Raw genomic sequence first — 18,275 nt, forward strand, 5'->3', positions numbered from 1 at the left:
TCAACGGTGATTTAACGGAAGAATGACGGAGGGCGAGCGGAGGGTACGGATAGGATCGCGGCGGCGGGGCGCATCGGTCATGTTTTATCTCTTATATTTTAAAATCCGCGCAGTTAGATATGTGTAATACAAGTTAATCCGCGCGTATTCCCTTTATATGTTCCGTATAAGGGTCGATTTGTACCCGTTACGGAGTTTATTAAGAACGGTAGTGATTAATAAACTAGATCTTAAGGTCTTAAATCTTTAGATCTTAAGTACTTTAAAGATTTATAAAATAACACAACGCCGGCCCATTGTCAACACCTATTTTATCCGCCGACTTATTTCCCGGCCTTATCGCGCATTGAATTTGCACTATTTCACACACGGAGGTATCAACGCTCATGAACGCTAGATTTCCCGATAACCCGTTACTCGGTCCGCTATCACGCGCCGACTTCATTGCCGATAATTTGCCGCTAGTCGATACGGTCGTCAATCGCCATTTTCGCTCGCAGTGCGCCACTACACGAACGCCACTAGCGGACGCAATCAGCGAAGGTTCAATCGGTCTCATTAACGCTTACGACCGCTATAACGATTCGGCTGTACCGTTCGGCGCATTCGCTTTTCCGCACATATACGGTGAGATCGCAAACGCGCTATCCCGGCGGCCGACTACCGGCATTAAGATACCGGAGTGGTTATATCCGCTTATTAAACAGATAAACGCCGCAGGTTTAACGGACGAGCAGCCGGAGGTTGTAGCGCAGGAACTCAGCATTACCGCAGATAAAGCGCGCCAGGCTCTCCGTTGTATACGGATTAAGTCTACGGATGCGCTGCCGGAAAAGGATACACGGGGCCATTCGGACGACTATACGTACCTTGACGCGGACACTTTCCTCGCGAGGTTAAAGCCGCAGCCTAAGCAGATCATCCGCATGTTGATGGCGGACTATTCGCAATCAGAAGTCGGTCGTGCGCTAGGCATGTCGCGCCAATCCGTTCGAGCAACGGTATTACGTGTCCGCGAGAATTACGAACGCTACGAAAAAATAAGCGCCTAGGCGCGCAGTATAACGAAGGAGATGACGCTATGAAATTCCGCAAGAAACCCGTACTTGTCGACGCAGTCCAGTACACGCCGGGACTCGAAGACGGCTACGCATGTTACGCAATTGACGGAGGCTTACGCGACAGCCGATTCGTCGGCTATCACGATAAATCAACGCACATACCGTTACCATTCCGCAAAGTTCCCGCGATTAAGACGCTCGAAGGATTCCACGAAATCAGCGCGGATGATTGGATTATTACCGGAGTTGCCGGCGAGCGCTACCCGTGTAAGGCAGAGATATTTGCGCAGACATACGAAGCAGCTGACGGACCGCCACACGAAGACGAAGCGCACGAAAAGATACGCGAGGCTTACGAGAGTAGCGCGGGCTTAGCGGACGACCCGTTTGATTCTTACGCGGGGTTTATTAACGGAGTGGATTACGTATTAGAAGCGCTCGGCATAAAAATCGAAGGAGTGAACGCTAATGAGCGAAGTTAAACCGGTAACAATTCCGCGTGAGGTGGCGGACGCAATTGAAGGGCTACGCTTGCGCATGTACACAAACGATATGTTAGCGTTGCTTGCTTTCCGCGAAAACGGAAGGATAGGGCGTCGGACGGACGACGCGCAGGCAATTCGGGATTATGCACAAGTAAACGTAGACGACTTCATGACTGCCCTCGTATTCGGATATGAGCGTGAGCTTGAGCCGGAGGAAGCGGTCGTCGTCCTTTACGAAGGTTTGCGTGAGTCCGAACGTATCGCGAACGGAATGTATGGTGGAGACCCGTACCAGTACGCTTTCGCTGCCCGGACTGTACAGCGAGTGCTTAACGCGCTCCGTATCGTAATCCCCGGAATTAACGACGAAAAAGGAGGCGCAGCCTAATGTTAAACGCACAGCTCACGCCAGATTACGCAATCCAATCGGACGCCACCGCTCAGAACTTCGTCATCAAACGTCGCCGCATCGTAGACCCTACGCAGGCTCCCGGATATAAACCCGTTGAAGGCGCGGAACCGCCAGCTAAACGCGAGGTATGGGACGACGTGGCGTATTATCCGGTTAACGCCGGAGGTCTACGTGCGGCGCTCGATTACGTACGCTTCAAGGCGGCAGTCAGCGCAGACACGGCGTCGCTTGCGGAGTTTATGGCGGCGCTACGTACGGAGACATTTGCGATAGAGGCGACGTTAGCTTCGCAGATTCCGTACTGGCCGGACGTTACTGTTACGAAAGGAGGTGCAGCGTAATGAAATTTACGTGCGATAAGTGCGGAGAGGTGTTCGCGTATGAAGATGAGGTGAGCCGTTACGATATTAACGGTAACCCCTCCGGAGATATCGAACAGAACGCGCAGAATCCGGATAATTGGGTTACGACATTGTGCGGAGAATGTGACGTGTAAATAGCGATTCTAGCCGTGAAATTAGCGCGGATACAGCTGCGTGAGTGTTAGCGGAAGGGCAGCGTTTAAATCGCTTTATTTCCGCCGTAAATCAGCCGTAGAGTCGGCGCTGATCGGCGGAGAGGGCGTTAATATAACGATAAGGGAGCGGATAGTATGTCGGAAGAGCAGCGTTTATCTGATCGGAAGGAAACGCTTGAGACGGAACTTGCGGAGATTAGCGCGAGGCTGGCGCACATCGAGCGCATGAAGAAACCGTATGAGGCGGTCGTTCACCATTGGTGCTGTAACAGGTCAAGCACGTTCTGGAAAACGGAGGAGCAGGCGCGCAAGAAGATGGACGAGTACTTCCGCAAGACATATTACCTTAATGGCCGCGTAGATCGCGTGCAGTTAGTTAAGTACGAGGAGAACGGAAGTACAACGGTGATTGAAGATAAGAAAAAATAACGTGAGCGTGGGATTCTGCAGGCGTGTCCCATAACTATATAGAGGGAGATGAGCGAATATGAATCGCGATGAGATTATCGCAAAGTGGGCGGGGCTTTCCGCGCGGGAAAGGGACGCGTGGGTTGCAGAAGTTGTGTTCGGATTAAACGTAGAACACGAGAACGGCGAAACTTACGTATCCGATTTCGGAATTGGACGTGTTATGGACGAGTATACAACGGACATTTCCGCAGCATGGGCGGTATGGTCCGCGATGCTTGTGAAGGGGTATGAGCCGTTGATCAATACGACAAGCGAACGTTCAGGCTCCGTAAAGGTTGGCGCGGTACCAGTCGGATGGCATCACGTGTGTCTGCATAAGAACGACGTTAACACTCACGCGGAGCTCCCGACCGCGCCGGAAGCGCTATGCCTCGCGGCACTTATCGCGAAGTTAACGGAGGATATCGCCGATGGCAGATAAAAGCGCAGCCGTATTAGTCACGAAGTTTCCCGTTACTACACCGGACGGAACGGAGTATCGCGTAAAAATCCGCGTAAGCGAACAGTCATGCGGTTGTTATGCGTTTGTCAACCTTTACGCTAAGCGTCGATACTTTGGCTTCCGCAAGGTTGACCGTGCGTGGTATGCGTCTGGAACGAACGAGTTCAACATAGGCAATCCGGATTACGTAAAGCTCGCGCATCTAGCGCTTAAGCGGTATGAGAGCTGGCAAAGAGTGTGTGCAATAAGAGCGCGTGAGAAGGCGGAAGCAGCCGCGCGTAGACAGGCCGCAGTCGACCGATTCAACGCGTGGGACGGGAAAATTGCGGAATAACGTGTGATTCTAGCGTGCTTTCCCATAACTATATAGGAGGAGGATTGCGAGGTGGAAACGAAGGTGGACGTAACGACAAACGACGGCACCCGTTATAGGGTGCGCTTTAACGAAACGAACGTTTACGGATTGCGTTACGTGTTGACCGTGGATGTCTACGTTAAGCGGCGTAAGTTCCCCGGCTACCGCCACGTAGATGAATGGCGCTTTATCAGCGGAAAGGGCGTGTATGACTGCGCCAATCCCAATTTCGTAAGAATAGCGCGTGACTGTGTATTCATCGCACACGATCGCGTAGTTGACCGTAGGCCAGGCGTAGCAGCCTTGCGCAAATGGAGCGGAAAAGTTGATGTATAGCGTGTGATTTCGTAGGCCCGCGCCATAACTATATAAGGAGGCAGCGTAAGTGAAGACGGTTAATGATATTATCGAACATTATACGAAGGGAGAACGGAGGTAATGACACGTGAACTCGGCGCAGACTTCGAGCGTCTCCTCGCAGAAGCACGCCAGAATCCGGAGGTCGCGGCGTGGCTTGACGTGGATGATTGCGCACGTTGCGGATTCAATCCAGTTGTTCCGGGCTACGAGTGGTGCGCGGAGTGTCGGCCGGAATTGGCGGAAATGAAAACGTAAGAATGGCGAAGGATGCGGAGGATATCGAGAGTTTGCCACGTTCTGTCCGCTGGAAAATCGCTGTACTACCGTGTACTACGGTTTACCTACGATTACTTAGAATTACTTAGACTTCCCTATGTTACAGCGAATAATTACCAATTTTTGCACTTGAGTAATCGAGCTAAATCGCTGAATTTGACGTTCGCCTATTCGTTCGCATCAAATATATAATCGGAGGTGTCAACGGATGACAACAAAAACTAAACGTGATTTACGCGCTGACCTGGCGTTTTGTAATAAAGACAGCGTAGTCGGCGCTTTTGTAAAAGAGGCGCGCGAAGGTTGGCCGGAAGCTTTACGGAGGGCGATCGCAGCAGAGGCGGAAGTTGAATCCCTACGTATGCAACGCGACTCGCTCGAAGCTACGGTACAACATTATCGGGGGTATGCGTAATGAGTAGCGCATGCCTATGTCACGTAGAGGGCGCGTTCTGCTTCTATTGCGAAGTTTACACGCCGGTTGTTGCGGAGAATGAGCGCCTTTACTATGTAATCGCGGATATGCAGGCGACGATGATGCCGATTGACCATTGCGATTCCTGCGCTCATCTTAGCGTTGAGCTGGCGCAACATAAGGCGGTGCGAGAGTCGTACTTAGTGGAGAATGAACGCCTTAAAACGCTAATGGACGATTGGCGTCGGACACTCACGCTTGAAGGATCGTTATACGAATCTCTCCGCGAAATCGACACGCATATCCGCGCAACGTCCGACCCGATTCCGCACATTGTTGCGACGCTTAAACGGGTGTTGCCGGAATACACGGAAGAAAGCGGAGATCCGTTCGCAGACGAGGAGGTGGTCGAAAGTGAGGGTAAATAAACTAATCGAAATGCTGAAAACAATGCCTCAAGATATGGAGGTCGCGATGTGGCCGGTTGATTTCGTTAAGTGCGACATCGAGGATGTAGAAGAGAGTAATGGGATCGTATATATTTCGGACGTACCACGGAAAGGGTGAGCGCTGTGCCAAAGAGGATTAACGCAGAACAACGTAAAGACTGGCGTAATCTACCTCTCGCGGATTGGAATACGCTGACCTGCCATACGATGATTATCGAAATGAACGCGGAGAAGTTCGGTGTGGAAAAATACGTACCGATGCGCGGTTGGCAATTCGAGCAGGGCGTACTCAAGCGCTCATTAGCGGAGTATGGTGCGCCAGCTTTACGCGAAACGATCGAGCGTGCCTTCGCGGAACATCACATAACACCGAAGTATCCACAGCTTACCGCCGGATTTATAGTAGCGTATATGCTGCCGAGAATAATGCCGCAAGTCCTTGCGAACGGGCAACGTAAGGAACGGGTAAAGGCAGCGCAGGAACAAGCGATAGTAAATGGCGGGATGACTGCGGAGGAGCTGGCGGAGTTTTTGTAAAAATACGCAATAGGAAGTTAATTATATGACACATTATTTGGTAAATATGGTTGTGATAGAGCTCGTTTTATTCGATTTAAGCCTAAAAGCGCTAAAAATAGCTTAAATATAGGCTTGTCAAGCTACAATTTCAAACCCTATTTGTTGAATGACAGTTGTTTATATCTGAAATAAAGTAAATACAGAAGGAGGCCGCGTAATGATCCACGGATTAAAACTCGTACAACCGCATTTCGACGCTGTGTGGGATCGCCGCAAGACGTTCGAAGTACGCAAGAATGACCGCGACTATAACGTAGGTGATGAACTTGCTCTTAACGAATATGATCCGGAAACTCAAACGTATGGTGAGCGGACGGCTATACGCGAGATCACGGACATTCTAAGCGATCCAGCGTACGTAAAGGAAGGCTACGTTATTCTAGGAATCGCGTAAAGGAGGAACGCAATTGACGCACGCTAAAAACTGCATACTATCCGCGCAATGTACGCTCGCCGACACCGCCAAGTGTAACTCGCGCTGTCCGTCGTTCATCGCTTGCCACGGCGCAAATGGACTCGGAGGACGCGTAGGTGCAGCGAATATACCTGCGGACTACAAAGGTATTACGCTCGCCAATTCGCCAGCACGCGAAGCACTTGCGCGAGGTATGACGGGGGAGTACCGCGCTTATAGTGTGATCGAGCCATACGCCAGGACTTTTGCGCGGCAATTCGGTGATATGGAAGTGGGACGTATTAAATCGCTGTACTTATATAGCGAAGGGCCGGGAACAGGAAAGACGACGACGGCTTCCGCATTAGGCAACGAATGGATTATCCGACACTATATTGGCAGTATCCAGCGTGGAAAGCAGCCGTTAGAATGTCCGGTTTATTTTCTTGATGTCAACGAGTGGCAGACATTATATACGGAGTTTACGCGTCCTAAAGTTCCGGAAGATGTAGCCGGACCCGCATCGCGCGAATACTACCGCCGGATGCAAGCCGTTAAGCGCGCACCATTCGCGATCCTTGATGATATAGGCGTACGTGATGCCTCCGATGGTTTCCGCGGTGATTTACACAGCGTTATAAATCATCGGGCCGCGAACGGTCTACCGTCTGTTTATACGAGTAACGTACTCATGTCGGATTTGATCGCGGTATTCGATAAGCGGCTGCAGGACCGTATCCGCGAGCAGTGCGCAGAGATACAATTTGTGGGCGAGAGTAAGCGAGGTCTGCGCAAAACGGCGTAAATAGGCGTTAAGATGCGATTTCGGGAGAACGCATGGTATCACGCGATAATCGCGGCTATATTCGACAAATTGCGCTATGATAACGCACTGAGAATACATTAACGTACTTAATTATTTCCTAATGCCGTCCAATAATTTATAAATAATCCCAACTATGTCGAATGAATATCGTCTTATATGGGAGTTGGGTGTTAGGTTAAGCGAGAGTAAAATAGGAGGTGTACCTATGGCGGCGCACGGTCAGCAATTACTATCTAAGATCGTAGACACCGGCGATGTCCTGGCGTTAACGCGGCTCGGCATTAAGCGAACAGACTACGCCACAGAAGGCGAACAGCGCGCGCATGACTTCGTTGTTAAGTACGCGGCAGATAACGGCGGAGTAGCGCCATCGCTATCGACTTTCGTAGCGGAATTTCCAGACGAGGTGTGCGCATATATACCCGGCGTTACGGACTCATTCGATTACTTAGCGCGGGAGTTAAAGGATGCGGCGGGCAAACGTGCGACAGCGAAGCTACTAAGTGATCCGAATATGCAGCGCGATTTCGACACAAAGACCACGGAAGAATTTGTCGCATCATTGACGAAACAGCTCGAACGGATTAAACTAGAAACACGAACGAACGTTCTACGGTTTACAGATATTGCCGGGGATGCCGGTGAATATCTAGTGGAGTATCGAGCACGCAAGGCGGGAACATCGTTTAAGATTTGGCGGAGTAAATTCGCAACCATTAACGAACAGATCGGCGGCTACTTTAGCGGAAATATGTACGCATGGTACGGGAGATCCGGTCGCGGAAAATCCGTTATTGTAATGGAGGACGCGGTATTAGAAGCTGCTTTTCAGGGCGCAACCGTTCTTCCGTGGATTCTCGAAATGAATAAATACGAATGGATGGCGCGGGCCTACTCGTCGATCAGTGCGCGGATAAGTGGCACAGTTGAGCGTATTGATGGCGTCGACTATACGGTTGGCTTCGATAATCGCGCGATGCTTATGGGAAAGTTGGACGAGGGGTACGAACGCGGACTTGAACAGTTCTGCGCAGTAATAAACGATATTATTCCGGGCCGGATACTTCTACGCGCAACGGACAGCGAAGGCTTCACGGAGCGAACAGTCGCACAGCTCGAAGCGGACATAATCGAAACTGAGGCGGACATTGTCGTTGTCGATCCCGTGTATCTAATGGATTTCGAAGCGAACACGTCAAGGGTAGCAGGCGGGGACGTGGCGGAAACGTCGAAAAAACTCCGCAGGTTGGCCGGCCGCTTGAAAGTCGTAATGCACATCGTTACTCAGGCGGATGAGGACGAGAAAGAGAAGGGCGAGGACGGCGTAAGGGAAATCCGCCTACCTAAGCGCGCTGACGTTAAGAAAACGAAGGCGATACTCGAAGACGCTACGAACTTATTCGGAGTCGACACGCTAAATAACGAAGGGCGCGGAGTTATTGGCATCGGAAAGGGGCGTAATGGCGGCGAGGACGCTACGATTGAGCTCGTCTACCTTCCGAACTGGGGTCTTGTTATGGAGACGGATAAGGCGGCAGAGGCTGAGCAGTTTGTTAGTGGGTTTTAGTCTTGTTTAATTATTATTAAACATGTATTGACATAGTTAAACTACGGCGGTAATATTAGGGCATGAAAAGAAAGAGAGGTTTTCCTTTATGTTAACATTCCCTAATATTATGTCTGAATTTAGAGAAGGCGCTGGGCTAACTTTGCGGGAGTTATCCGCTATCGTAAATATAAGCGCTGGACAGCTATCAAACTATGAGAGAGGAACTAGTCGCCCAAAAAAGGAAGCAGTGATTGCGATAGCTAAAGCCATTGGACTACCAACGGACACGGCTTTGCTCGCGTCTGGCTATTCTCCACTATACTATAGTCAGGGAGACAAGGAAGCGATGCAAATTGCAGAAGAAACAGCGGTCTACTTTGGTGCGATGACTGTCTATAGTCGGGTGGCACCTCTAATACAGAAGGTAGTTAGCGGAGGCGATATGCAGAAACTAAAAACGTCCATTACAGAAGCTAATGCGGATGCAGAATTGCCTCCTTATTTAGCGGCTGCTTTAGCAAAGGCGGACATCGCAATGAAACTGCTTGAGGACGCGGCTTTCGAGATTACAAAAGCCCGTAACGATGCGGTTCACCGCTAATTAATCCGACCACACAAGCGCTATTCATTTTACAACAGAGGTGAATATATGAACGCGATCAATCACGAATTATTCCTTTCCGCAATCGAGCGTTATCCCTGGCGCAATCTCCTTTACGCACGTGGTCGCTTAATCGCATCTTCACCGTTCGGATCGCGCGCAGACAACACGCCATCTTTCTCGGTTGTTATCGACCCGGATGACGAAGCTTTCGGGGTCTGGAACGATGCGGGAGCGGTTGATCCGGAGTGGGCGCGTGGAAGTCCGTTGAAGCTTTACAGCTTTCTGCGCAACATTACGCTGCGGGAAGCGTTTGAAGAGTTAACGGTTGCCGACGTGGACGAGCGTCCGACGCTACGAATACGATTAAACGCGCCCGAACCGCAAGCTGCCATACGTAAGCCGATCGATATGTCCCCGTACATACAACGAGAAATTTCATACCTAACTAATCGAGGGATATCGCCAGTTATACAGCGGCTTTACAGATGCGGCTATGACGTCGCGAAGAATGCCGTAGTTATGCCGTGGACAAGCCCGGTCGGAACGTTTCTTAACGCAAAATTCCGTGCGACTTGGGGCAAGGCCTTCTGGTACGCGAAAGGTGGAGCGCCAGTTAAGTCGATGATATACGGAATTGACATCGCTTATCGGCGGAATATCAAACGCGCAGTCATCGGTGAGGCTGAGATCGACGCAATGACGGCGAGTACGGCGGGTACGTTCGGCTTAGCGGTCGGCGGGTCGGAGTTTACGGAAGAGAAAGCGAATCTACTACGGTGTAGTCCGATCGAGGAACTATTGATTGCGGGGGACAACGATGCCGCTGGGGAAAAGCTGCGGTGGGAAATCGAAAAGAAAATGCGCGGGTACGTGCGATTATACAACGTAGAGATTCCGAACAGCGCGAAGGACTTTAACGCGGCGGGGATTGAGGCAACGAGAGAAGCATGCGAGGCAGCAAAACGGATAGATGCGATTCGCGTGCGTTTGTGTACGTAGTTTGTCGTCAAATTTGACGACTTTGCGTCGGTACGAACGATATTAATCGTCCGTTGCCTTAACGGGAGCTTCTTCCCATTCGTACAAGTCGTACGGGGAGTCAAGACCGAGAACTTCCGCAATCGTCCGCGCTTTGTCGAGGCCCATAACGCCCACACGTTTCCGGTCGTTTATCCAATGACCGATTTGCGAACGGGAGTATCCGGTCCTGCGGCTAAGCTCAGCCTGCGATAGTTTACGTTCTTTGAGCAGCGCCCGAAGTCGGCATTCACCGACAACGTACATTTATGAGCGCCTCCGATACTTTGCGAAATGATAACTTAATTATTCTAACATATTTTTCTTGTAAAAGTGTGCGGGGCATTTGAGCATGTCGGCTTTATATATGTAAGGCAGACAAGCATTGAAATTATAAATATCTCTTGAGGAGTTGTTGAGTATTGAACTTTGAAAAATTGAATAAGCTCGCCGCTGCATATTTAGCGGAGGGCACGGACGGCGCCTTTTCCGAAATGTACAAAGAGGCGGGCGTGCTGTTCCGCCAGATTAACCGCAGTCGGATCGTGTTTTCCCGAATGGGCGACGCCAACGATGCGGACGAGCTACTGGATTCCGTTATCCTTAAGGTGATCGCCAAATCATCGGATAATTTTGGATCGCTACTGCTGAAAGCACTTCGTGAAGCGCAGTTAGATTATTTCAAGACAGAGCAGCGCCGACGGAAACGTTTCGAACTTTCCATTGATAACGAGTCGCCAAACTCGGAGGTTATGGAAAGAGACGGTGATGAGCGTCCTGTAGAAACGGCAGTTGAACTCCGTCAACGTAAAAAAAGAACCGACCAGTTGGAGCTGATCGATTCCCTTACTCGGTCCGCCAAGACCGATACCACGACGACTACAATCGTCGAAGCATATTTGTTCGCGCCGCTAGACGCAAAGCCCACGGAGATCGCAAGATCACTTGGGATACACCATGAGACAGTTAAACGTAAGCTTCGCAGACTTGCTCGCCGTTACGACGCCAATCGCTTCGGTGACGTCCGCGAATACTTAGCCGTTTAAATGATTTTCGGAACGGGCTATCGGGCATGATGTCCGTTCCAGTATTAATTATATCACAAAATTTTAAAGATATTCCGGTGGTATTAGTTACCTTATGTATAGGATTTCCTAAATATATCCATTCAATACTTCACGTTTTCAATATTACGCAAAAAATTTGCGGTTGTCAACGCTTATTTAACTGCGCCTACTATTTATTAACCGGAGGTTAACGCCATGAATCGTATAAAAAACGTTACTCATATAAATACACGCAATCCTCACGTTTCAAACAGATTGGTCGATCGCATCTATAACGGAGGCTTCGAAAACTACGAAGATACAGCGGATTATATCGATATCCGTAACATTATGAAGGGGCGTGTCATCGCATGAGCGCAGTCAAATGGGAAGTTTCCGTACATGCTACGCGCCGCATCATCGATAGATACGGAGTCGATAAGAACGCGGTCGTTAATTGGGTTAATCAGCGTATGGATCGTGCCGAGTTCGTATGTACGACCGTTGACGCAGACGGCTCGCCGGCTCGCATGTTCACGGAAAAGGGAACGCTTTTCTACGCGGCTCCGTTAGATAACGTAATTAAATCCGTTTATGAAGCGGAGGTTCGCGCTACGGCAGCCGTTGAGATTCGCGGCGTGATTATGCGCGAGATACGCAAAAAAGAGATCGCGATTCTCTTAGCGGAAGAGAACGCGCTGATTGAGCGGACACCATTAGAGCGCGAGTCTATAACACTTCGTTTATCCTTAGCGCGGACACGCTCGGAAGCACGCCGTAACGCGATTAGTGCGCGGGTCTACGGAGTTGAGCAGCGAATCCGCGAAATTAACGACGTATTAATTAAGGAAAAACGCGAGCTCACGGCATTAGCGCAAGGTTACGCATCTATTAAGTGAGGCGCTCTCCTGCGCCGGCCGCACGGTGTTAACGCGGAAGTGACCGTTAATGCCGCGCTGCGGACGCACGATTGTCCGAGGTTTGGCGGAACCTTAACCGTACAGATTACGCAAAGGAGGAAACACATGAAAAATTTTTATGAGATACGGGGAGACACTACCGCAATCTTTTTAAGCAGTCCTAAATACGGAAGTATGGAAACTTTGATAGCGACTGCTGACTTACCTCGTGCTCAGGAGTATGAAGGGACCTGGTTTCCGAACTGGAACCGTAAAACGGTTAGTTTTTATGTCAAAGGTAAGTATCGAAAACCCGACGGAACATATACCACGATTGCACTACACCGGTGGTTATTCGACCTATCTACAGGAAAAGGGAGTGTTGACCATCTCATGCACGACACTCTAGATAATTGCCGATGGGCACTCTCCGTTGGCACACAGGCGGATAATTCCAGGAACTGCAGGGTTAACAGAAGAAACAGAAGTGGGTTTTCTGGGGTTTGCTGGAATGCGCGCTTGCTGAAATGGAAGGCCCATATTCGATACAACTATGAGTTGAGACATTTGGGTTACTTCGATTCCAAAGAGGAAGCGATATCAGCGAGACGTATGGCCGAAAAAGAACTTTTCGGTGGAAACACTAAAATAGCCTAAAGGAGTGTTGCACTAATGTCAATGTTCACAAAAGTTGGAGCAGAAGCCGTAGCCGCAGGTAATAACGAAGGAGGAGCAAAGGATAGCCCGATTACTTCGTTTAAATCTGGCGCGGTTTATAAAGTTGGCGTAAAGTCGATTAACGACGTCGCGGAGTATTATGGATATGGAATGTTCGGGAAAGTTAACACGCACGTTCCGAAGAATCCGCCAGTACGTAACGCAAAAGGCTTCGTTCAAAGTAATCCGTGCGTATGGGACAAGGCGTCCGAATTACTGTACGCGGATGCTAAAGCCGCGATGGATAGTGGCGCGAGTGAGGCGGAGGTAAAGCCGATTAAGGATGAAGCTTACCTGTTTAAAGGGAAAAAGCGTTATCTACGCGCATTCCACGACCTAACGACTGGTAAGGATATCGTAGTCGACTTATCTCCGAATCAAGAGAAGATCATTAAATCCGTGATCGAAGAGAATATCGACGACCTTGACGTAATCGCGTTTAAACTTTCGAAGAAAGGTTCCGGACAGAGCGCAGCGGTTTCGCTCAACGCCATCGTTAAAATGGACCGCGATTTAACCGAAGAAGAACGCGCTAACTTCGCTAAGCTCGGCGCGGCTCCGTTCGACTTAGCTGATTTCGAAACGTGCTTATACGTAGCCGATGACGCCGAGCAAACGAAGAATCTCGTAATTGCGGGATTTGATATCGGACGACTCGGATTGTCGATCGGGGCTAACGCGGGAACTAGTACGCAGACTCCGCCGCCAGCCGACGCCGACACACCGCTTGAAATTACGGAGGAGGAATTGCCCTTCTAATGCGGAGTCTACGGCGTTATCTCAAACGAATATTCCGGAGGTGTCCGCTAGCATGTGCGTAGCAACTTTAGAACGGACGCAGCTCTTAGCGTCAGGTAACAACGGTAATAAACCGCCGGTCTGCGTGTTGGTTGCGCTGGCTGGCGAAGATTATAACGAGAGAGGACGTGGTTCAGACGGCACATATTTCAGAAATCGTCGGTAAGTATTCGGAGCTCGCCGCAAGATTAGCGTTATTGGCGAACGGATGGACTGTACACCAATCGGAGACAGATGAAGCATACGATGTCCTGGCGCAAGATCCCGTAAGCGGATATTATGCGCGGATTCAAGTGAAGACGATTAGGCAACGTATGGATCGCGGCGGCGACCTCGTAGTCTACGCGAAGAAAGGCAACGGAACTATCTACGACCTAGCCGACGCTGATTACATTATTGGCGTATGGGTGATCGCGGGCGAAGTGCCTCGCGTGTATATGTTCGAGAATCGTCTTCTTGGGGAGTACTGGTGTAGCGAGGCGAAAGCGTCTGAGCGTTGGGTGGAACTGCCTCTCGCGCTGAACCGTGATATTCATACGGAAGAAGTACCGTTATCTATCGCTGCCTAGTACGGATTATTCGCAAGATTAAACGCAAGTGGGGCGGAGGTTCCTCGCGAACAGTCCCAACGAAGGAGACCCGTATAAATGACGAAATTAAACGTAGTAATTCCGGCTGTAAACGTAACTGTAGACGGAGTATAGTTCCGCAAAGTTGACCGGAAGGCGCAGGCGGGCGATATCGTTAAGGCGCTCGTTAGTAGTTTGGACGTTGAGGCCGGCGCTTTCTACGAGATAGTATTCGGCAAGCATGGTGCGGCGGATTTTCTTGACGATGAGGGGGACGTGAATGGGCGTGCGGACTCCGACGGATATCCGGAAGAGTTCGAAGTCTACGCGCCGGTATCCGCCGTGACCACCGAACTACCCTCCGCCGCTGAAATCACGTTCGACAACGCACAATACCGTAAAGTCGACCGCTCAGCCCGCGAAGGTGACGTTATCATCCTATGCTCGGCACCGTTTGAAGAGTACGACATTACGCAGGGAACTCCGTACGAAGTAACTCGCGTTGACTCTTCGGATGATCCGCATATTAAGGACGACGAAGGTAATGATTACGATACGTGTGACGACGTGTTCGACGTATACGAAAAGGTAAGCGTAGAAACTCCGGCGGTAGAAAGCGGAGAGTACCACGAGGTTAAGCGCTGGGCGGAGAAGGGCGAGCGTATCCGGATCGTTGACCGCGATAGTGGCGAACTCAGCTACGAACAAGGCGCTGAGTTCGTTGTTAACAACGTAGACGGCGACGGAGATGTACGTGTTACAGCGGGCGGCAGCGATTATAAACTCGTATTTCTGAGCGAATACGTCGTACTGGAGCCCATTGCATCACCAGCTCCAACATACCGCGAAGTCAAACGTAAGGCCGTCATAGGTGAGCGTATCAAGATTACGAAGAATGGGATTGCCTTTAAGGAGGGCGACATTATCATAGTCCATGAACGCGCCGTCGTCCGAGATAATATTATCCGATTCGTGGACGGAACGTATGGAACCGGCGGGTGTGAATACGTCGTACTTGAACCGGTCAACGCGCAAGCTAAAGCGGAACCTGAACGTCTGACGGTCGGAGATTACGCAAAGATTATTGCAGACGCCGCAGGTCTTGCGAAAATCGGCGCGATCATTAAGATTACGAAGGACCGCGTAGATAATTCAGCGCCATATGATGGTGAATATGCGGACGGAACGACAACTCCGGTATACTTCCGCGAGTCTGAGCTTGAAGCCGCAACCGAAGCGGAGTTCCTTGCGCAACGTAAGCCGGCGGAACCTGTACGTTTGAATGGGGGAGACTACGCGAAGGTAACGCAAAGCGGTCACGAATCATACGGCTCCGTCGTAGTTATCACGAGCAATAATCGCGCAGGTAGATATATCTACTCTACGAAGAATATTGACGGAACGCCTGCGGACGTCTTCGCACTCGACGGTGTAACGCCAGCAACCGCCGAAGGGGTAGCGGAAGCGCAGGAAATCGCTAAATGGAACGCAATCGGACGTAAGGTCGGCGAGTTTAAACGCGGGGATATCGTAAGCTTTACGCGCACTGACGGGGAGAAAGGCGTAGGGACCGTTGAGGATGGCGGCGACTTAAGTAGCGCGATTGGCGTTAGGATGGGCGCCACGATTTACGATGGGTCTGCGTACTTTGCCGTTTCATTCAGAAATGGCGCGACCGCAACGTTAATCACTCCGGTCGAACAGCGCTTCGATACGGAACAGGCGGCAGCATAGCGCGAAGCCTAACGAAAGGAGTGAGCGGATATAGACGTTAAATTAACGCTTAATCTACGTAGTCCGACCGCAGCCGAAGCGCCGGAAGACGTAGCTGACCGTATAGCCAGCGCCACCAAACGTAAGAAGGCGGCGGAGGAAACGATAGGGGATGCTTGGATTCGCATATTAGCGCTAAAGAATACGGATGCCGATCGCGAAAAGTTAATCGTGGTAAAAGACGCAATGGACACGGGTGTGACGGGCAGACACCCGTCCAGCGTCGGTAAACGTTTCAGCAAGGCGGAAGCTATGCGGATTTACGAGGACTTGCGCGTTTCAATCCGCGAGGAAAGATTACGCAACATGGTCGCGAAGACTCCGGCGAATTACTTCCTCATCGACAATGAGCGGCTACTGGCGCGGCTCAACGATAGACTGCGCAAGGAAACGGAAGTTGCGGTCGATACGGAGACTACGGGAGTTGACGTTTATACCGACGTGATTGTCGGTATCTCGCTAACGTTGCCTTCCGTAAGTATTCCGCCGTTAGCCGAAAAGGGAATGCACGTATACATTCCGGTTGCGCACGATGAGGGTGAACAACTAACGCGAGATTACGTGCTTTCGGAACTGCGCTGGTTCCTGTATAGCGCGGATATCGGCAAGGTACTGCATAACGCAATATTTGATATCGCGATGTTCCGGCGGCACGGCTCGGATCTGCGCGGGGTAACGTGGGATACGATGATCGCGATGCACCTACTCAACGAGAATGAGCAGTCGTTCCGCCTCAAGGACTTAGCGCCGAAATACCTCGGAGTAGAGTCGGATACGTTCGCGGAACTATTCGGCAAGACGCCATTTAACGAAATTACGCTCGACATTGCGCTGGCATACGCAGCAAAAGATACCGACCTGACCTGGCGGATGTATCAGTTCCAGCGCAAGCACTTCGATACCCTGCCGACCGTGCTCGAATATTTCGAAACGGTTGAGGTTCCGCTGCTTTACGTAATCGTTGACTTGGAGGCGAACGGATATATCCTCGACTTAGATTTCGCGAAAGAATACGGTGAGCAACTGAGCGCTCGCGCCAAAGAGCTGCACACGAAGCTGATCGGAGTCCTGGCGAAACATCACGAAGGTGACGGCGAGCTTAATCTCAATTCTACGCCGCAGATGAAGGCGGTTCTCTCGAAAGAAATCGGCCGCGACATTCCGAATATGGACGCGAAGAAGACGCTCAAACCGCTGGGCCGTGAGTTCGAAATAATCGCGGACTTACTCGAATACCGCAAGATAACGAAGCTCAGCGGAACTTACATTGACGCGCTGCCGACGAAGCAGAATCCGACGACTAAGCGCTGGCACTCGCGGTTCAATCCGATGGGAACCGTCACTGGCCGATTCAGTTCCGGCAAGGACGAAGATGCTGCGGATTCAAACCAGTTCAACGTTCAAAATCAGCCGGAAGACGCGCGTAAGATGTTCGTAGCACCTGCGGGGAAAGTCTTAGTATCCGCGGACTTTAAGGCGCAGGAGATACGCTGTACCGCGTACATGTCCGGCGAGCCCGTCCTAATCGAAGCGTTCGAGAAGGGAATCGATCCATACGCTAACATGGCGAGCATGTATTACAAGCGCCCGTACCACGAAGTTAATAAGCTGCCGAACGGGGAAGATACGCCGGAACGCAAAGCGATGAAGGTCGTATGGCTGGCGACATTGTACGGGATGAGCGACTTTTCACTCGCGGAGATGCTCAAGCTAAAGAAACCGGAAGCGACCGCGTTCAAAGAAGAGCTGTTCGGTGGGATGCCGAAATTATCCGCCTGGCTCAAGGCTAACGAGGAGCACGTCGCCAAGTACGGTTTCGTATGGGCGGATAAGCAGCAACGTAAACGGCGCTTGCCCGACGGAACACTTAGGCGTAAGGAGATTCCGTATGGTAAGTGGAATGATCCGAAGTACGAAGAGTGGCGCAAGCACAACGGAAAGATTAACCGGGCTATGCGCCAGGGTACGAATGCTCGCGTTCAGGGGAGTTCCGCCGTTCAAACGAAAGTAACGATGATTAAAGCGCACGAAGCGTGTGAGGAACGCGAAGGCTGGGCGCTGTGGGGAACGATTCATGACGAATTGGTGTTCGAGATTCCGGAGGAATTTACGCGGGAGGACATCGCCGTTATTGAGCGCATTATGACGCAGTCGTATTCGTGGGGCAACGTAGCCAACGGAACGGATATCGCGATTATGCTGCGCTGGGGTAAAGGCGTAACGCCAGACGAATGGTTCAAAAATAAGGAGGCTGCGTAATT

General features: G+C 50.8%; 29 protein-coding genes. 28 read left to right on the top strand and 1 reads right to left on the bottom strand.

The window, feature by feature from the left end; genetic code table 11:
• Nucleotides 1-386: 386 nt before the first annotated feature.
• From CA598_RS22995 to CA598_RS32400, 19 genes are all read left to right on the top strand, one after another.
• Nucleotides 387-1,052 carry a sigma-70 family RNA polymerase sigma factor gene (locus CA598_RS22995; protein ID WP_094878007.1) on the top strand — a complete coding sequence of 222 codons (666 nt, stop codon included), beginning with the start codon at nucleotides 387-389 and terminating at the stop codon, nucleotides 1,050-1,052.
• Between the two features lie 29 nt (nucleotides 1,053-1,081).
• Nucleotides 1,082-1,543, top strand: a complete 462-nt coding sequence (locus CA598_RS32750) for a hypothetical protein (RefSeq protein ID WP_218832621.1) — start codon at nucleotides 1,082-1,084, stop codon at nucleotides 1,541-1,543.
• Nucleotides 1,530-1,934 carry a hypothetical protein gene (locus tag CA598_RS23005; RefSeq protein ID WP_094878008.1) on the top strand — a complete coding sequence of 135 codons (405 nt, stop codon included), beginning with the start codon at nucleotides 1,530-1,532 and terminating at the stop codon, nucleotides 1,932-1,934. Before CA598_RS32750 ends, CA598_RS23005 begins: the two co-directional genes overlap by 14 nt.
• Complete coding sequence (locus CA598_RS23010) at nucleotides 1,934-2,299, top strand: hypothetical protein (protein WP_094878009.1); 366 nt, start codon at nucleotides 1,934-1,936, stop codon at nucleotides 2,297-2,299. Before CA598_RS23005 ends, CA598_RS23010 begins: the two co-directional genes overlap by 1 nt.
• Nucleotides 2,299-2,454 (top strand): hypothetical protein, encoded by a 156-nt coding sequence (locus CA598_RS32385; RefSeq protein WP_179283739.1) that lies wholly within the window; start codon nucleotides 2,299-2,301, stop codon nucleotides 2,452-2,454. The genes CA598_RS23010 and CA598_RS32385 overlap by 1 nt, the downstream gene beginning before the upstream one ends.
• A gap of 156 nt (nucleotides 2,455-2,610) precedes the next feature.
• Nucleotides 2,611-2,904, top strand: coding sequence for a hypothetical protein (locus tag CA598_RS23015; protein WP_094878010.1), 294 nt, complete (start codon nucleotides 2,611-2,613; stop codon nucleotides 2,902-2,904).
• Between the two features lie 58 nt (nucleotides 2,905-2,962).
• Complete coding sequence (locus CA598_RS23020) at nucleotides 2,963-3,367, top strand: BC1872 family protein (protein ID WP_094878011.1); 405 nt, start codon at nucleotides 2,963-2,965, stop codon at nucleotides 3,365-3,367.
• Entirely contained in the window at nucleotides 3,357-3,722 is a 366-nt protein-coding gene (locus tag CA598_RS23025; protein ID WP_094878012.1) for a hypothetical protein, read from the top strand. The genes CA598_RS23020 and CA598_RS23025 overlap by 11 nt, the downstream gene beginning before the upstream one ends.
• 51 nt (nucleotides 3,723-3,773) lie before the next feature.
• Nucleotides 3,774-4,079, top strand: coding sequence for a hypothetical protein (locus tag CA598_RS23030; RefSeq protein WP_094878013.1), 306 nt, complete (start codon nucleotides 3,774-3,776; stop codon nucleotides 4,077-4,079).
• A gap of 102 nt (nucleotides 4,080-4,181) precedes the next feature.
• Nucleotides 4,182-4,358 carry a hypothetical protein gene (locus CA598_RS32390; protein ID WP_179283740.1) on the top strand — a complete coding sequence of 59 codons (177 nt, stop codon included), beginning with the start codon at nucleotides 4,182-4,184 and terminating at the stop codon, nucleotides 4,356-4,358.
• Between the two features lie 229 nt (nucleotides 4,359-4,587).
• Complete coding sequence (locus tag CA598_RS23035) at nucleotides 4,588-4,794, top strand: hypothetical protein (protein WP_094878014.1); 207 nt, start codon at nucleotides 4,588-4,590, stop codon at nucleotides 4,792-4,794.
• Nucleotides 4,794-5,222 carry a hypothetical protein gene (locus CA598_RS23040; RefSeq protein WP_094878015.1) on the top strand — a complete coding sequence of 143 codons (429 nt, stop codon included), beginning with the start codon at nucleotides 4,794-4,796 and terminating at the stop codon, nucleotides 5,220-5,222. The genes CA598_RS23035 and CA598_RS23040 overlap by 1 nt, the downstream gene beginning before the upstream one ends.
• The gene (locus tag CA598_RS32395; RefSeq protein WP_179283741.1) at nucleotides 5,209-5,361 is read left to right on the top strand and encodes a hypothetical protein; all 153 of its coding nucleotides are present in this window, start codon (nucleotides 5,209-5,211) and stop codon (nucleotides 5,359-5,361) included. Before CA598_RS23040 ends, CA598_RS32395 begins: the two co-directional genes overlap by 14 nt.
• Before the next feature lie 5 nt (nucleotides 5,362-5,366).
• Nucleotides 5,367-5,780: a hypothetical protein gene (locus tag CA598_RS23045; protein WP_094878016.1), complete on the top strand. Its 414-nt coding sequence runs from the start codon at nucleotides 5,367-5,369 to the stop codon at nucleotides 5,778-5,780.
• 199 nt (nucleotides 5,781-5,979) lie between these two features.
• The gene (locus CA598_RS23050) at nucleotides 5,980-6,216 is read left to right on the top strand and encodes a DUF3850 domain-containing protein (RefSeq protein ID WP_094878017.1); all 237 of its coding nucleotides are present in this window, start codon (nucleotides 5,980-5,982) and stop codon (nucleotides 6,214-6,216) included.
• Nucleotides 6,217-6,457: 241 nt separating this feature from the next.
• On the top strand, nucleotides 6,458-7,021 hold the full coding sequence (locus CA598_RS23055) for a P-loop NTPase family protein (RefSeq protein ID WP_306440483.1): 564 nt from the start codon (nucleotides 6,458-6,460) through the stop codon (nucleotides 7,019-7,021).
• Between the two features lie 226 nt (nucleotides 7,022-7,247).
• Entirely contained in the window at nucleotides 7,248-8,609 is a 1,362-nt protein-coding gene (locus CA598_RS23060) for a DnaB-like helicase C-terminal domain-containing protein (RefSeq protein ID WP_094878019.1), read from the top strand.
• Between the two features lie 88 nt (nucleotides 8,610-8,697).
• Entirely contained in the window at nucleotides 8,698-9,192 is a 495-nt protein-coding gene (locus tag CA598_RS23065; protein WP_094878020.1) for a helix-turn-helix domain-containing protein, read from the top strand.
• A 522-nt stretch (nucleotides 9,193-9,714) separates the two neighbouring features.
• Nucleotides 9,715-10,194, top strand: a complete 480-nt coding sequence (locus CA598_RS32400) for a toprim domain-containing protein (RefSeq protein ID WP_179283742.1) — start codon at nucleotides 9,715-9,717, stop codon at nucleotides 10,192-10,194.
• 42 nt (nucleotides 10,195-10,236) lie between these two features.
• Here the strand turns inward: CA598_RS32400 and CA598_RS23075 are convergent, their stop codons facing one another.
• On the bottom strand, nucleotides 10,237-10,479 hold the full coding sequence (locus CA598_RS23075) for a helix-turn-helix domain-containing protein (protein ID WP_051491041.1): 243 nt from the start codon (nucleotides 10,477-10,479) through the stop codon (nucleotides 10,237-10,239).
• A gap of 227 nt (nucleotides 10,480-10,706) precedes the next feature.
• On the opposite strand from CA598_RS23075, the gene CA598_RS23080 reads away from it, so the two are divergent.
• The 9 genes from CA598_RS23080 (at nucleotide 10,707) to CA598_RS23110 (ending at nucleotide 18,273) form a co-directional block, all read left to right on the top strand.
• Entirely contained in the window at nucleotides 10,707-11,258 is a 552-nt protein-coding gene (locus CA598_RS23080; protein ID WP_143812441.1) for a hypothetical protein, read from the top strand.
• A gap of 216 nt (nucleotides 11,259-11,474) precedes the next feature.
• Entirely contained in the window at nucleotides 11,475-11,633 is a 159-nt protein-coding gene (locus CA598_RS32405; RefSeq protein ID WP_179283743.1) for a hypothetical protein, read from the top strand.
• Nucleotides 11,630-12,157, top strand: coding sequence for a hypothetical protein (locus CA598_RS23085; RefSeq protein WP_094878023.1), 528 nt, complete (start codon nucleotides 11,630-11,632; stop codon nucleotides 12,155-12,157). The genes CA598_RS32405 and CA598_RS23085 overlap by 4 nt, the downstream gene beginning before the upstream one ends.
• A gap of 126 nt (nucleotides 12,158-12,283) precedes the next feature.
• Nucleotides 12,284-12,814 (top strand): hypothetical protein, encoded by a 531-nt coding sequence (locus CA598_RS23090; RefSeq protein WP_094878024.1) that lies wholly within the window; start codon nucleotides 12,284-12,286, stop codon nucleotides 12,812-12,814.
• 15 nt (nucleotides 12,815-12,829) lie between these two features.
• The gene (locus CA598_RS23095) at nucleotides 12,830-13,633 is read left to right on the top strand and encodes a hypothetical protein (protein WP_179283744.1); all 804 of its coding nucleotides are present in this window, start codon (nucleotides 12,830-12,832) and stop codon (nucleotides 13,631-13,633) included.
• A gap of 52 nt (nucleotides 13,634-13,685) precedes the next feature.
• Nucleotides 13,686-13,838 carry a hypothetical protein gene (locus tag CA598_RS32410; RefSeq protein ID WP_179283745.1) on the top strand — a complete coding sequence of 51 codons (153 nt, stop codon included), beginning with the start codon at nucleotides 13,686-13,688 and terminating at the stop codon, nucleotides 13,836-13,838.
• Nucleotides 13,801-14,241, top strand: a complete 441-nt coding sequence (locus CA598_RS23100) for a hypothetical protein (protein ID WP_179283746.1) — start codon at nucleotides 13,801-13,803, stop codon at nucleotides 14,239-14,241. The genes CA598_RS32410 and CA598_RS23100 overlap by 38 nt, the downstream gene beginning before the upstream one ends.
• A gap of 567 nt (nucleotides 14,242-14,808) precedes the next feature.
• Nucleotides 14,809-15,975: a hypothetical protein gene (locus CA598_RS23105; protein ID WP_143812442.1), complete on the top strand. Its 1,167-nt coding sequence runs from the start codon at nucleotides 14,809-14,811 to the stop codon at nucleotides 15,973-15,975.
• A gap of 291 nt (nucleotides 15,976-16,266) precedes the next feature.
• Nucleotides 16,267-18,273, top strand: coding sequence for a DNA polymerase (locus CA598_RS23110; RefSeq protein ID WP_256990603.1), 2,007 nt, complete (start codon nucleotides 16,267-16,269; stop codon nucleotides 18,271-18,273).
• The last annotated feature ends 2 nt before the right edge of the window (nucleotides 18,274-18,275 follow it).

The sequence above is a fragment of the Paenibacillus sp. VTT E-133291 genome, assembly GCF_002264395.1.
GTDB classification, from domain to species: domain Bacteria; phylum Bacillota; class Bacilli; order Paenibacillales; family Paenibacillaceae; genus Paenibacillus_AQ; species Paenibacillus_AQ nitricinens.

Excerpts from the sequence above, each read along its gene's own strand:
- CA598_RS22995 (WP_094878007.1), top strand. The coding sequence starts at position 387 with ATGAACGCTAGATTTCCCGATAACCCGTTACTCGGTCCGCTATCACGC.
- CA598_RS32750 (WP_218832621.1), top strand. The coding sequence starts at position 1,082 with ATGAAATTCCGCAAGAAACCCGTACTTGTCGACGCAGTCCAGTACACG.
- CA598_RS23005 (WP_094878008.1), top strand. The coding sequence starts at position 1,530 with ATGAGCGAAGTTAAACCGGTAACAATTCCGCGTGAGGTGGCGGACGCA.
- CA598_RS23010 (WP_094878009.1), top strand. The coding sequence starts at position 1,934 with ATGTTAAACGCACAGCTCACGCCAGATTACGCAATCCAATCGGACGCC.
- CA598_RS32385 (WP_179283739.1), top strand. The coding sequence starts at position 2,299 with ATGAAATTTACGTGCGATAAGTGCGGAGAGGTGTTCGCGTATGAAGAT.
- CA598_RS23015 (WP_094878010.1), top strand. The coding sequence starts at position 2,611 with ATGTCGGAAGAGCAGCGTTTATCTGATCGGAAGGAAACGCTTGAGACG.
- CA598_RS23020 (WP_094878011.1), top strand. The coding sequence starts at position 2,963 with ATGAATCGCGATGAGATTATCGCAAAGTGGGCGGGGCTTTCCGCGCGG.
- CA598_RS23025 (WP_094878012.1), top strand. The coding sequence starts at position 3,357 with ATGGCAGATAAAAGCGCAGCCGTATTAGTCACGAAGTTTCCCGTTACT.
- CA598_RS32390 (WP_179283740.1), top strand. The coding sequence starts at position 4,182 with ATGACACGTGAACTCGGCGCAGACTTCGAGCGTCTCCTCGCAGAAGCA.
- CA598_RS23035 (WP_094878014.1), top strand. The coding sequence starts at position 4,588 with ATGACAACAAAAACTAAACGTGATTTACGCGCTGACCTGGCGTTTTGT.
- CA598_RS23040 (WP_094878015.1), top strand. The coding sequence starts at position 4,794 with ATGAGTAGCGCATGCCTATGTCACGTAGAGGGCGCGTTCTGCTTCTAT.
- CA598_RS23050 (WP_094878017.1), top strand. The coding sequence starts at position 5,980 with ATGATCCACGGATTAAAACTCGTACAACCGCATTTCGACGCTGTGTGG.
- CA598_RS23060 (WP_094878019.1), top strand. The coding sequence starts at position 7,248 with ATGGCGGCGCACGGTCAGCAATTACTATCTAAGATCGTAGACACCGGC.
- CA598_RS23065 (WP_094878020.1), top strand. The coding sequence starts at position 8,698 with ATGTTAACATTCCCTAATATTATGTCTGAATTTAGAGAAGGCGCTGGG.
- CA598_RS32400 (WP_179283742.1), top strand. The coding sequence starts at position 9,715 with ATGCCGTGGACAAGCCCGGTCGGAACGTTTCTTAACGCAAAATTCCGT.
- CA598_RS23075 (WP_051491041.1), bottom strand. The coding sequence starts at position 10,479 with ATGTACGTTGTCGGTGAATGCCGACTTCGGGCGCTGCTCAAAGAACGT.
- CA598_RS23080 (WP_143812441.1), top strand. The coding sequence starts at position 10,707 with ATGTACAAAGAGGCGGGCGTGCTGTTCCGCCAGATTAACCGCAGTCGG.
- CA598_RS32405 (WP_179283743.1), top strand. The coding sequence starts at position 11,475 with ATGAATCGTATAAAAAACGTTACTCATATAAATACACGCAATCCTCAC.
- CA598_RS23085 (WP_094878023.1), top strand. The coding sequence starts at position 11,630 with ATGAGCGCAGTCAAATGGGAAGTTTCCGTACATGCTACGCGCCGCATC.
- CA598_RS23090 (WP_094878024.1), top strand. The coding sequence starts at position 12,284 with ATGAAAAATTTTTATGAGATACGGGGAGACACTACCGCAATCTTTTTA.
- CA598_RS23095 (WP_179283744.1), top strand. The coding sequence starts at position 12,830 with ATGTCAATGTTCACAAAAGTTGGAGCAGAAGCCGTAGCCGCAGGTAAT.
- CA598_RS32410 (WP_179283745.1), top strand. The coding sequence starts at position 13,686 with ATGTGCGTAGCAACTTTAGAACGGACGCAGCTCTTAGCGTCAGGTAAC.
- CA598_RS23110 (WP_256990603.1), top strand. The coding sequence starts at position 16,267 with ATGCGGATTTACGAGGACTTGCGCGTTTCAATCCGCGAGGAAAGATTA.